General features: G+C 35.0%; 12 protein-coding genes. 7 read left to right on the top strand and 5 right to left on the bottom strand.

The genetic code is table 11. The features are described 5' to 3' along the window. Nucleotides 1-103: 103 nt before the first annotated feature. From sufD to DNU06_RS02030, 5 genes are all read right to left on the bottom strand, one after another. A complete protein-coding gene (gene sufD / locus DNU06_RS02050) occupies nucleotides 104-1,339 on the bottom strand; it encodes a Fe-S cluster assembly protein SufD (protein ID WP_146239111.1) in 1,236 nt (411 codons plus the stop codon). A gap of 8 nt (nucleotides 1,340-1,347) precedes the next feature. Further along, nucleotides 1,348-2,088, bottom strand: a complete 741-nt coding sequence (gene sufC, locus DNU06_RS02045) for a Fe-S cluster assembly ATPase SufC (protein WP_199398979.1) — start codon at nucleotides 2,086-2,088, stop codon at nucleotides 1,348-1,350. 8 nt (nucleotides 2,089-2,096) lie between these two features. Continuing rightward, a complete protein-coding gene (locus tag DNU06_RS02040) occupies nucleotides 2,097-3,485 on the bottom strand; it encodes an ArnT family glycosyltransferase (RefSeq protein WP_146239110.1) in 1,389 nt (462 codons plus the stop codon). A gap of 80 nt (nucleotides 3,486-3,565) precedes the next feature. Beyond that, entirely contained in the window at nucleotides 3,566-5,008 is a 1,443-nt protein-coding gene (gene sufB / locus DNU06_RS02035) for a Fe-S cluster assembly protein SufB (RefSeq protein ID WP_111061533.1), read from the bottom strand. Between the two features lie 19 nt (nucleotides 5,009-5,027). Then, a complete protein-coding gene (locus DNU06_RS02030) occupies nucleotides 5,028-5,351 on the bottom strand; it encodes a HesB/IscA family protein (protein WP_111061532.1) in 324 nt (107 codons plus the stop codon). 256 nt (nucleotides 5,352-5,607) lie between these two features. On the opposite strand from DNU06_RS02030, the gene DNU06_RS02025 reads away from it, so the two are divergent. The 7 genes from DNU06_RS02025 (at nucleotide 5,608) to DNU06_RS01995 (ending at nucleotide 13,361) form a co-directional block, all read left to right on the top strand. Then, entirely contained in the window at nucleotides 5,608-6,279 is a 672-nt protein-coding gene (locus DNU06_RS02025) for a succinate dehydrogenase cytochrome b subunit (RefSeq protein WP_111061531.1), read from the top strand. A 7-nt stretch (nucleotides 6,280-6,286) separates the two neighbouring features. Continuing rightward, nucleotides 6,287-8,302: a fumarate reductase/succinate dehydrogenase flavoprotein subunit gene (locus DNU06_RS02020; protein ID WP_111061530.1), complete on the top strand. Its 2,016-nt coding sequence runs from the start codon at nucleotides 6,287-6,289 to the stop codon at nucleotides 8,300-8,302. Between the two features lie 109 nt (nucleotides 8,303-8,411). Beyond that, nucleotides 8,412-9,158: a succinate dehydrogenase/fumarate reductase iron-sulfur subunit gene (locus DNU06_RS02015; RefSeq protein WP_111061878.1), complete on the top strand. Its 747-nt coding sequence runs from the start codon at nucleotides 8,412-8,414 to the stop codon at nucleotides 9,156-9,158. A 160-nt stretch (nucleotides 9,159-9,318) separates the two neighbouring features. Beyond that, complete coding sequence (locus tag DNU06_RS02010) at nucleotides 9,319-11,574, top strand: FUSC family protein (RefSeq protein ID WP_111061529.1); 2,256 nt, start codon at nucleotides 9,319-9,321, stop codon at nucleotides 11,572-11,574. Between the two features lie 216 nt (nucleotides 11,575-11,790). Further along, nucleotides 11,791-12,159, top strand: coding sequence for a VF530 family protein (locus tag DNU06_RS02005; RefSeq protein ID WP_317048222.1), 369 nt, complete (start codon nucleotides 11,791-11,793; stop codon nucleotides 12,157-12,159). A 348-nt stretch (nucleotides 12,160-12,507) separates the two neighbouring features. Beyond that, complete coding sequence (locus DNU06_RS02000) at nucleotides 12,508-12,942, top strand: MarR family winged helix-turn-helix transcriptional regulator (RefSeq protein WP_111061528.1); 435 nt, start codon at nucleotides 12,508-12,510, stop codon at nucleotides 12,940-12,942. Then, nucleotides 12,939-13,361, top strand: a complete 423-nt coding sequence (locus DNU06_RS01995) for an organic hydroperoxide resistance protein (RefSeq protein WP_111061527.1) — start codon at nucleotides 12,939-12,941, stop codon at nucleotides 13,359-13,361. Before DNU06_RS02000 ends, DNU06_RS01995 begins: the two co-directional genes overlap by 4 nt. Nucleotides 13,362-13,364: the final 3 nt, after the last annotated feature.

The following is a 13,364-nucleotide window of genomic DNA, read 5'->3' as shown; positions in this document are numbered from 1 at the left end:
ATAAAAGGTCGTCCATATTGGCCACTTGTTAAATAAATGGATAAGTAAGAAACAAAAAAACCGAAAATTAATTTTCGGTTTTTTTGTTATTTTTATAGGTTGTTTACATCTCTGTCCAACCAAATTCATCAAATAAAACTTGATTGACATAAGCCAATACCTTTTCATTATCTAAAGATTGTAGTACTTCGCCTACAAAAGCAGAAACTAAAATCTTACGTGCCTTGTCTTTAGAAATTCCTCTTGCTTGCAAGTAGAACAAAGCATCTTCATCTAGTTGTCCAGTTGTTGAGCCGTGAGAACACTTTACATCATCCGCATAAATTTCTAACTCTGGTTTAGAATTTATTTTAGCAAAATCAGAAAGTAATACATTTCCATTTTGTTGGTAAGCATTAATTTTTTGGGCATCTGGTTGAACCACTACACGACCGTTAAATACACCCGTAGATTTACCATCTAATACGTATTTATAGTTTTCATCACTCATACAGTTAGATACTAAGTGATTTACAAAACTATGGTTATCTACCAATTGATTTTCTTTGGTGATGACAGCGCCATTTAAAAAGGTTTCGCAATTTTCACCAGCTACTTCAATGTTTAAATTGTTTCTAACGATATCCCCTTTTAAAGTCATGGTATTGATCTTAAAAGTAGAGTTCCCGTCTTGCCATACGTTTTCTGTGGCTACGTGCCAGCCATTTCCAACTTGAATCTTATCAAGTTTTAAATGGGCATTTTCGGCCACCAATACTTCGGTGTAGTGATTAGAAAGACTTTGTGAGTTTCCTTCATTGATGAAGGTCGTAATTACATGCCCTTCTGCAAAATCTTCACTTTCAAAAACCAATCTGGTATTCGACATGATTTGATTTTCAGTAGTGATATAAATTACTTGAACTGGTGTTTCCCAAACTTGTTTTTTAGGAATACTGATAAATAAAGTTTGCTCTGCTAATGCAGTATTCATAGCTTGAAACAACTCATCCATGTTGGCAGTAGTTTGCACTAATGTATCTGTTGATTCTACCTTTACATTCACTTTTGACAAGTCGAAGGAAGATAAATCTGCCCTAAAAATGCCATTTTCAATAATTACGAATTGATCACTTAATAGGTGCTTTTCTAGGTCAAGGATAGTATTACTTGCTTTTCCTGAACTAAGTTTTGCATTGGCAATTTTACTGATTCTTGTATATTTCCAATACTCATCTCTGGTAGTCGGAAAGTCTAAATATTGTAAAGCATCCCAAGCTTCATTTTGAATAGCATTCTCGCGAACACCTTCAAAACCACTTAAAAAACTTTGCAATTTAGTATCTGTTTGTACGTTCATGTTGTTTTTTATTTGGTAAGCCAATCGTATCCTTTTTCTTCTAATTCTAACGCCAATTCTGGTCCGCCAGTCTTAATGATTTTCCCATCCGCCAATACGTGTACAAAATCAGGTTTAATATAATCTAACAAACGTTGGTAGTGTGTAATTAATACCACAGCGTTGTTTTCATTTTTCAACTTGTTTACACCCGCTGCAACAATTCTTAAGGCATCAATATCTAAACCAGAATCCGTTTCATCCAAAATGGCTAATTTTGGCTCCAACATGGCCATTTGAAATATTTCATTTCTTTTCTTTTCTCCACCTGAAAAGCCTACGTTTACTGAACGTGAAGCTAATTTTGAATCTAATTCAACAATTTGTGATCGCTCACGAACCATAGTCATGAATTCTTTTGCAGATACAGGTTCTTCTTTTCTGTATTCACGAATTTCGTTCAAAGCAGTTCTTAAAAAGTTGATGTTTGACACACCCGGTATTTCTACTGGATATTGAAATGCTAAAAACAAACCTTCTTTTGCACGCTCGTCTGGATCTAATTCCATCAAGTCAGTACCGTCAAAATCTACTTTTCCTTCCGTCATCTCATAACCATCTCTACCAGAAAGTACAGATGCTAAAGTTGATTTACCAGCTCCGTTTGGACCCATGATGGCATGAATTTCTCCAGCATTTACTTTAAGGTTTAATCCTTTTAATATTTGTTTATCTTCAATTTCTGCATGAAGATTTTCGATATTTAACAACGTTTTACTCATTTTATTTGCGTTAATAGTACGTTTTTATTGTATTCTAAAGTGTCGACCACATGGGTCGAGATTAATTTTAATTTTAATTTTTCATCTGCGACCAATACTTTTTCCCCTTTGGAAAAATCATTCGTATATTTTATGGTAATGTTTGCACCAGCTGCGTCATACATATATTTGTAACATAACAAAGTGCCTAAATACCCTTGGTGCCAAATGGTGAAGGATTCGTATTTGTTTTGTTTTGACTTGGCATGTAAATAAATACCAAGCGCCTCTACTTTTTTATTCGCCTCGTTCATGGTGTTTGATTGTGCATTAAAAAAAGCTTTTCTTAAAGGAATCAGTGCAAAAACGAGTATTGCAATTACTTGGTAGTTTAAATTTAAAGCAAGCTTTTCTAACAGTATATAAATAGGAGTAGCTGCTACAATTGCCATCAACGGATACAAAGGCATGTCGTACCAAATTAGTTTGGTGCTCGACAAAGTAATCACCAATAAGTATGCAGCGAATATGATGAAAGCGGATTGAAATATTAAAGTCAGGTTTTGATTTGGAAAAGGATAGATAAAAGCCAAAGCAGCGCCTAAGAAAAACAAAGGCGTCCAAAAATCAAATCGACTGTAAAAAATATGATTTATATAAAAATCCCAACTTTGTGCATGGTTTTCTACTGTGTCAAAAAGTCTACCAGCATCTTTATAAAAAGTACGCTGTATAAAACCTGGCTCAGCAATTTCTCTTAATCCAAAAGCGATAAAAGCAGATAATAGCAAAATGCCAATAGCGAAGTATATTTCTTTTGCTTTGAACAAAGCTAAGGTTGCTTTTCGCTTAAACCAAAATGCCAATAAAGTAAAAGGTAGGATAAAGATGATGGCAGCAAAGCTTTTTGTCATGATGCCCAGTCCGATAAAAACGGCAGTGTAGATTAAATATTTCCCTTGCTCTTTCAGCAGCCAATTGATAAAATGTAGACAAGATAAAGTGGTGAATAAAGTTAATAGTGCATCTGAGTCACCTGTTCTACCAGTGTGAAAAGTAACAAATCCTAAGCTAGTCAATAATATAATTGCGCCTATCCAAGATAATATAGCGTTGCCATTTTTTCTTAAAAAATAAAAAAGTGCAACAATTGTAGTGCCTGCAGCAATTGCTGAAGGTAGGCGTATGGCTAATTCATTAAACCCAAAAACTTTGATAAATCCTAAGTGAATCCAGGTTAACAAAAGCGGTTTGGTTTGTCTACTGTCAATTTCGCCATTAAAGTATGGCAGGCCATATTGACCATTTTCCTGCATTTCATAAGCATTTACAGCAAACATAGATTCGTCCCATAGTCTAAACGGGAAGCCATCCAACTTAAAGAAGACAATGAAAAAAATTGCCAAAATTAAAATGGAATACTGTAAATATATGTTTTTTAAAATGCTCAAATCGATTTTTATCTATGCAGTGATTACCTGAAATATTACCCTACACTATTTTCTAATGAAATGGCTAATAATTTTTGTGCTTCAACTGCAAATTCCATTGGTAGTTTATTCAAAACTTCTTTAGCGTAGCCGTTTACAATTAAGCTTATCGCTTTCTCTTCAGAAATCCCTCTTTGTTGGCAATAGAAAATTTGATCTTCACCAATTTTAGAAGTGGTTGCTTCGTGTTCAAGTCGAGCTGTGTTATTCGCACATTCAATGTATGGGAACGTATGAGCACCACATTTATCCGTCATCAATAAACTATCACATTGTGTAAAGTTTCTTGCGTTGCTCGCGCTTTTATGAATTTGAATTAATCCACGGTAAGAATTTTGTGACTGACCAGCAGAAATTCCTTTTGAAATCACCGTACTCTTTGTGTTTTTACCCAAGTGAATCATTTTTGTGCCAGTGTCTGCTTGTTGGTGATTGTTGGTTACAGCTACCGAATAAAATTCACCAATAGAATTATCACCTTTTAAAATACAAGAAGGGTATTTCCACGTTACTGCTGAACCAGTTTCTACTTGAGTCCAAGAAATTTTTGCATTTTTTTCACAAAGTCCACGTTTAGTTACAAAGTTGAAAATACCACCTTTGCCATTTTTGTCTCCAGGGTACCAGTTTTGAACTGTTGAATATTTTATTTCAGCATCATCCATGGCAATTAATTCTACCACGGCAGCATGCAATTGGTTTTCGTCACGCTGTGGTGCAGTACACCCTTCTAAATAAGAAACGTAACTTCCTTGGTCAGCAACTAATAAAGTTCTTTCAAATTGTCCAGTTCCTGAAGAGTTAATTCTAAAGTAAGTCGATAATTCCATTGGACATCTCACCCCTTTTGGAATGTAGCAAAATGATCCATCAGAAAATACTGCTGAATTCAATGTCGCATAATAGTTGTCACTTGACGGTACAACTGTACCTAAATATTTTTTTACTAAATCGGGGTGGTTTTCTACCGCTTCACTGAATGAGCAGAAAATGATTCCCAATTCAGAAAGTTTTTCTTTAAAGGAAGTCGCTACCGAAACTGAATCCATTACAAAATCAACGGCAACACCAGTTAATTTCTTTTGTTCATCCATTGAAATCCCCAATTTATCCATGGTTGCTTTCATTTCTGGATCAACATCATCCCATGATTCGTATTGCTTTTTAGGCGCTGAAAAATAAGAAATATCTTGAAAATCGGGTTTTTTATATTTTACGTGTGCCCATTTTGGTTCTTCCATTTCGAGCCAAGTATGATACGCATTCAAACGATAGTCTAATAACCAAGACGGTTCATTTTTCTTTGCTGAAATGAATCGAATTACATCCTCGTTTAATCCTTTTGGAATAGTGTCAGAATCGATATCGGAGGTAAAGCCAAATTCGTATTCTTGGGTTTGTAAATCTTTTGCTAATTCTTCCTCTGTATAATTTGCCATTGCTGTTCTTAAAATCTATTTATAATGAAAAACTTTCTCCACATCCACAGGTTCTTCCTGCATTTGGATTGTTGAATACAAATCCTTTTCCATTTAATCCACCTGAAAAATCGAGAATAGTACCTGCTAAATACAAAACACTCTTTTTATCCATTACTATCTTAACGCCATTGTCTTCAAATTCTTTGTCGTTTTCGTTAATGATGGTGTCAAATTCTAGTTTGTACATTAAACCAGAACATCCACCGCCTTCAACTCCTACGCGAATAAAGGCATTGTCTTTACCGTCTGCAGCCATTAATGTGATTGCTTGCTGCTTCGCTTGTTCTGTTACTTTTATCATTTTATCTTGTTGCTTTAGGTAAATTTTTTACAAAATTAGGGAATCATTAACGGTCTAAATAGTAAAAAGGAACTTATTTAAAAGGGGATGGACTCTAGAGGGGTTTAAAATACTTATGTATAGTTGTTTAACTGGCTTTCCTTATTTAAAACGAGTCTAAATAAAACAACCTAAAAAGACATAAAGTCACAATTAATTTGACAATAATTAAATTGGTTTAACTTTGTGTCCTCAATCAGAAAACAACATTTTATTTATGAAATCATCAATCGGAAGAAAAATCTTGATGGCACTGTCAGGTTTTTTCCTAATGTTTTTTTTAGCGCAACATTTTACCATTAACTTTTTATCGGTTTTGAGTGAAGAAAGTTTCAACTCTGTTTCTCATTTTATGGGAACAAATCCTTTGATTCAATATGCGTTACAACCAGTTTTATTATTTGCAGTAATTTTCCATTTATCTATGGGGATTTATTTGGAGATAAAAAATAAAGCAGCAAGGGGAGCAGTTAAGTACGCCATGAATAAGCCAGGTACTAATGCACCATGGGTGTCTAGAAATATGGTTTATACGGGTATTGCTATCTTATTATTTTTAGGATTGCACTTTTATGATTTTTGGATTCCAGAATTGGTAACTAAATATGTGGAAGGTGACATGACTGGAATGCATGCCGGTTCATTTAGATATTACGAAGAATTAGTAGCTAAATTTCAAGATCCAGTAAGAGTAGGTATCTACTGTTTGGCTTTTATATTTTTAGCATTACACTTGTTGCACGGATTTCAATCATCATTTCAATCGGTTGGTTTCAACAGTAATAGATATACACCAGGATTGAAAAAATTCGGAAATTTCTTTGCAATTGTAATTCCATTAGGATTTATTTTTATTGCATTGTTCCACTATGTTTCACACTTAAATTAATTAAAGAATGTCAGTTTTAGATTCAAAAACACCATCAGGTCCAATTAAAGATCAATGGACTAATCATAAAAACAACATTAATTTGGTTAACCCAGCAAATAAAAGGTTGATTGATATTATAGTCGTTGGAACAGGTTTAGCAGGTGGTTCAGCAGCAGCATCCCTTGCGGAAATGGGGTATAAAGTAAAAGCATTTGCATTTCAAGATTCTCCTCGTAGAGCGCACTCTATTGCGGCTCAAGGTGGAATTAATGCTGCAAAAAATTACCAAAATGACGGTGACTCCGTTTACCGTTTGTTTTACGATACGGTTAAAGGTGGAGATTACCGTGCACGGGAGTCAAATGTATATCGTTTAGCAGAAGTATCTGCAAGTATTATTGATCAATGTGTGGCACAAGGTGTTCCATTTGCACGTGAATATGGTGGGTTATTAGATAACCGTTCTTTTGGCGGGGTATTAGTTTCTCGTACGTTTTATGCTAAGGGACAAACTGGTCAACAATTATTGCTAGGTGCTTATTCTGCAATGAATAGACAGATTGGTAAAGGAAAAATTAAGATGTATAACCGTCACGAAATGCTAGAACTAGTAGTCGTAGATGGAAAAGCTAGAGGAATTATCGCCAGAGATATGGTGACGGGTAAATTAGAACGTCATTCTGCGCATGCAGTAGTGATAGCTTCAGGTGGATATGGCAATGTATTTTTCTTATCGACTAATGCAATGGGTTCTAATGCAACTGCAGCATGGAGAATTCATAAAAAGGGAGCTTATTTTGCGAATCCATGTTATACGCAAATTCACCCAACTTGTATTCCACGTTCAGGGGATTACCAATCAAAATTAACTTTGATGTCGGAATCGTTGAGAAATGATGGCCGTATTTGGGTGCCAAAGAATATGGAAGATGTGGAAGGAATTCGTTCTGGAAAAATCAAGCCTAAAGATTTGTCGGTTGACCAAAGAGATTATTATTTAGAAAGAAGATATCCTGCTTTTGGTAACTTGGTACCACGTGATGTGGCCTCAAGAGCAGCGAAAGAAAGATGTGATGCTGGTTATGGTGTCAATAAAACAGGTGAAGCAGTATTTTTAGATTTTGCTTCTGCAATTGAAAGATACGGTAAAGAAAAAGCATATGTATTGGGAATGCATAATCCAACAGATGCTGAAGTAAAAGATTTAGGTAAAAAAGTAATTGAGGATAAATACGGGAACTTGTTCCAAATGTATCAGAAAATTACGGATGATAATCCTTACGAAACACCAATGATGATTTACCCAGCAGTACATTATACTATGGGTGGTATTTGGGTGGACTACAATTTAATGACTACTATTCCTGGTTGCTACGCAGCAGGAGAGGCTAACTTCTCTGATCACGGTGCAAATCGTTTAGGAGCTTCTGCTTTAATGCAGGGATTAGCGGATGGTTATTTTGTGTTGCCTTATACGATTGGGGACTATTTATCCCATGAAATTAGAACTGGAGAAATTTCAACCGACTTACCAGAGTTTGTCGCAGCGGAAAAAGAAGTGTACGATAGATTAAATACGCTAATCAATATTAAAGGCACTAAATCTGTAGATCATTTCCATAAAGAACTTGGAAAAGTAATGTGGGATAATGTAGGAATGTCTAGAAACGCTGCTGGTTTGAAAGAAGCTGGTGAGAAGATTAGAAAAATACGTGATGAATTTTGGAAAGATGTTTTAGTACCTGGTACTATGAACGAATTTAATCCAGAATTAGAAAAAGCTGCTCGTGTAGCTGATTTCTTAGAGTTAGGCGAATTGTTTGCGAAAGATGCCTTAGAAAGAAATGAATCTTGTGGTGGGCATTTCCGTGAAGAATCTGTTGAATTAGATGGAGAACAAAAAGGAGAAGCTAAACGGGATGATGTAAATTATAGATATGTCGCTGCATGGGAATGGACAGGTGATCCAGCGCAAGCTAAATTGCACAAAGAAGAATTAGAATTTAAAGATATAGAGTTAAAACAACGTTCTTATAAATAAGAAGTATTAAGTGGTTAAACCGTGTAATTAGTAATAATTACTAGCTGGTTAGTGTGAAAGTAATAACTCAAACTAAAAACCATATAAAAGATAGAATATGTCAGAAAATATGAAATTAACATTAAAGGTTTGGCGTCAAAAGGATGCAAAATCTCAAGGTAAATTAGAAACTTATCAATTGGATAAAATTTCTGAACACATGTCGTTTTTAGAAATGTTGGATGTGTTAAACGAACAATTAATAAATACAGGGGAAGAGCCAGTTGCTTTTGACCACGATTGTAGAGAAGGTATTTGTGGCATGTGTTCATTGTATATTAATGGAGAAGCACATGGACCAGATAGAGGGGTAACAACCTGTCAATTACACATGAGAATGTTTAAAGATGGAGATACTATCTATATTGAGCCTTTTAGATCAAAAGCTTTTCCTGTAATTAAGGATTTAGTGGTAGATAGAGGTTCTTTCGATCGTATTCAACATGCAGGTGGTTTCGTGTCTGTAAATACTTCTGGAAATACAATTGATGCCAATACTATTCCAATACCAAAAGAAGATGCAGACAACGCATTTGATGCAGCTACTTGTATTGGTTGTGGTGCTTGTGTAGCGACTTGTAAAAATTCTTCTGCTATGTTATTTGTATCTGCTAAAGTTGCACAGTTCTCTTTGTTACCACAAGGAAAGATTGAAGCAAAGGATAGGGTATTAAACATGGTGCACCAAATGGATTTAGAAGGTTTTGGTAACTGTACCAATACTGGTGCTTGTGAAGTAGAATGTCCAAAAGGAATTTCTTTAGAAAACATTGCAATAATGAATAAAGAATACTTTAAAGCCTCTACTAAAGCTTAAGTATAACTTTCACATATAAAATATATAACGAGGTGCTCTTGCGCCTCGTTTTTTTTGTGCCTACTTTTTATTTCACATTATGTGCAATGAACTAAATTCAGGATAAATATCAATTCTTCTCTTTGAATATTCTAACTTTGCCTCCAAATTAAAAATACTCTTGAAAAAAGCGCTGCACCAATTCTCATTATTTCTAAAACGTTCTAATTTTGATCGGGGAATTCGCTTGGGGACAGGTATTGCAGTGCCAATTGTAGTGTTATATTTTTTTGGTCACTTTGAATATGCCCCACCGATCATGGTTGGTGTACTATTGAGTGCGCCTAGTGATATTCCAGGGAGTATTAAAAGGAAAATAAATGCTACCTTAATCAATATCGCGCTCACCATGTTGGTGACTGCTATTATTTTATTTGCCAAGCCATTCTTGTTCCTTTTATTGTTGGCAGTTACCTTTGTGTCTTTCTTTATTTCATTGGTCTCCGTGTATGGTTTTAGAGCTTCTCTGGTTTCCTTTTCTGGTTTGATGGCAATGGTACTTTCCTTCGCCGTGGAAAAGGAAACGTTCACTGAAATTATGGTCCACGTGCTATTAATTGGTGTTGGCGGACTTTTGTATTTGTTAGTCTCCATAATATTCCAAAAGTTAGCGCCAAAAAGGGACCAGAATCAGTTATTGTCCGACACTTTATTACTCATTAGTGCGTATTTGGAATTACGCGCCAAATTATTGTCCAAAAAATCGAAAAGAGAGACCTTGCTTAAACAATCTTTTATCCTTCAAAATCAAATTAACGAAAAACAAGAAGTCCTACGAGAGGTTTTGATTACCAATCGTAAACGTTCCGGAAGATCGCATTATGAAGAGAAAGAATTGTTAATTTTTATATCCTCTGTCAATATATTTGAATTGATAGAAGCAAAGCATATAGATTATGACCGTATTGATCGAATATTTGGTGAAAAGAAAGAATTTTTAGAAGCTTCCAAAGAATGGAATAATATCATGGGGTATCACCTCAAACGTTTATCTGAAATTCTAATTCAAAATGGAAAAATTCCCAATAAAAAAAGATTGTTAGCGGCACAAACCAAAGCAAACGATACCATTGGTGATTATGTGAATACCGTTGGCTTGCCCCAAGCAAGGGAGGGGGCTTTGGTCTTGCGGAATTTGGCCGATTATCAAAGTCAATTATTACAAGAAATAAGAGGTATTCGAAGGGTAATGACAAATGTCAAAGATGTTTCTCAGGTCTCTTTAAAACGACAAGATTCTTCTCAATTTCTAACCTTGCAGGAGTACAGACTGAATGTATTAATTCAAAGTTTAAGTTTGGGGTCTAAAATGTTTCGCCATGCTTTGCGTTTTACAATAGCTATTGTCTTCGCATTTTTACTCGGATATTTTTTTAATATTGAAAATACTTATTGGATATTGTTAACTATAGTCGTTATCATGCGACCGAGCTACGGACTGACTAAAGAACGTTCAAAAGACAGAATTATTGGTACTATTATCGGTGCTGTCATTGCTTTTAGTATTGTGCTTATTACGCAAAATGTAGTGCTGTATTCTATATTGGCTTATGTTTCTTTTATAGTCGCTTTTTCTCTGATTCAACAAAATTATAAGTCCGCTGCGGCGCTGCTTACCATAAGTATTGTTTTTGTCTACTCTTTGATTCACCCAAATTCATTTGAAGTGATTCAATTTCGTGTCATTGATACTGCTATTGGTGCAGCCATAGCGGTTATAGCCAATTATTTTTTGTTTCCTAGTTGGGAAGCCGACAACCTAAAGGCTGTATTGCTAAATGCCTTTAAAATGAACAAGCAATACCTTGAGGCTACTGAGGCGTTTTACGAAAACAAGACGAAGAATAAGCTGTTGTATAATGTGGCACGTAAAGAAGCTTTTCTTGCAGTCAGCAATTTAAATGCAGCTTTTCAACGTTTAACGCAAGACCCTAAATCGAAGCAAAAGGAATACGAGTTGATATATGAAATTGTTACCTTAAACCAGACCATGATTTCTGCTATCGCCTCTATAGGTAACTTTATTAATTTTCATCAAACTACCCCAGTTTCGAAAGAATTTGCAGTGCTGGTTAAAAAAATATCCAACACTTTACAATTAGCAATTGACAGGTTGGAGGATACCCATCTGGAAGAAAAAATTGCTAACGAAACCGTAGCTGATGCACAGGCTATATTATTGGGGAAGTACCAAGAGTTATCCAATTTGCGGGATGACAACATCAAAAAAGGAAATACTACTATTGACAACAACACCTTACATGGACTCCAAGAAGCTTATTTAATATCTAACCACATGAACTGGTTAATCTCTCTTTCCGAAAACTTAAAAAAAGCTACTGTAAGTTACCAAAATACATTGTTGCCAGAAAAGTAAGGCTTGAAAACAATGGTGTTGGTTTTGAACGCGTAAATTTTATCTGTGCGGTGAAAATTTACTTTTAAAGTCTCTTATGCTAAGTATTAGCATGCAGAAAAAATCTTGTCAAAACAATAAATAAATAGCACAGTTAGTGCAGTTCAGTATTAATCGCTAATTTTACCAAAGCATCCAAAATAATACTTAAATCAGGAATTAAAAATAATGCCAACCATGGACACAGAAAATAATCAAGAAAACAAATCTACAGACGACGCGAAAGCGACGGATGGTCTGGTGGAGAAAATGCCCGTTAAAAAAATCAAGAGACAAGCTACTCAAGCAGAACTCGATCATCCCTTGCATGGCGTAAAACTAGTCACGATATTAGAAGATGTGGTTGATTTTTATGGCTGGGAATATCTTGCCAAAGAAGTTAATATTCTCTGTTTTAAACACAATCCTACCATAAAAGTAAGCTTAAAATTTTTAAGGAAATTTGACTGGGCCCGTGAACACGTTGAAGATATTTATATGGATATGTTGAATGAGGAAGTGTATCAAAGAGTTTTGGCAAAGAAAAAAGCAGAAAACAAAATATAGGAGACATCTAACTTTAATGTGGATCTACCTTAAATCGCTATCCCTAAAATACGGAAAAGTCCAATACAAATAAATTGGTATAAATATACCTATAGTAAAAGCCCAGCCATTCAATTGACTGGGCTTTTCTCTTTCGTTAGTAAAAAAGCCAGTATCCATATCACCCAACGCCAGTTACAATAAGTGTTCTGTTATGGTGCTGGTGATGCTCGACCTATTTTATGCGGTCTTTTTAGTGTGGTGACCGTTAGCCTAATTTGTTAAATAATTTAAAAATATTAATATTTTGCAAGATTAAATTGTGCACAATCTAAATAGGTGCTATATTTGCATTGTATTTAAAACGTTATGTCAGATAAATTAAAGCTAGCTAATCAAGTATGTTTTCCAATATACACTTTATCTAAAGAGGTAATTAACCATTATCGACCTTTATTAAAGGAATTGGATTTGACATACCCGCAATATTTGGTGATGTTGGTTTTGTGGGAGGAAGGCGAACAAAACGTGTCCACCTTAGGGGCTAAATTAAACTTAGATAGTGGCACGCTTACTCCTTTATTAAAAAGGTTAGCCAATAAAAACCTGATTGAAAGAAACAGAAAAGCAACGGATGAGCGTGTAGTGAGTATTACGCTAACAGCACAAGGGAAACTTAAGAAGAAAGCTGCGCAAAGTATTCCGAGTAAAATAGCTAGTTCTTTAAATGTATCGACAGCGGATTTAGCACAACTAAAAAAAATAATAGATCAAATAATAACACAAATAAACAAAGAGAAATGAAAGCAATTTATACAATTGGTGCAACAGCCACAGGAGGAAGAAATGGTCATGTTAAGAGTGAAAATGGGATTTTAGATCTTGAGGTTAGACACCCAAAAGCTTTAGGTGGCGCAAATAATGATCATCCAAATCCAGAAATGTTATTCGCAGCAGGTTATGCAGCTTGTTTCGATAGTGCTTTAAATTTAGTGATTCAACAATCAAAGGTAGCTACTGGTACCACGGAAGTTACTGCTAATGTAAGTATTGGAAAAATAGAAAATGGTGGTTTTGGTTTGGCAGTAAAATTAGATGTAAATATACCTGGAGTTACTGTGGAAGAGGCAGTTGCTTTAGCAAACCAAGCACATCAAGTTTGCCCATATTCAAATGCAACCAGAGGAAATATAGTAGTAGAGTTAAATACAACAAATAATTAAAAC

Source organism: Putridiphycobacter roseus, assembly GCF_003234935.1.
GTDB lineage: Bacteria > Bacteroidota > Bacteroidia > Flavobacteriales_D > Crocinitomicaceae > Putridiphycobacter > Putridiphycobacter roseus.
Note: the sequence above shows the minus strand (reverse complement) of the source record. Positions and strands in the feature narration are given on the sequence as shown.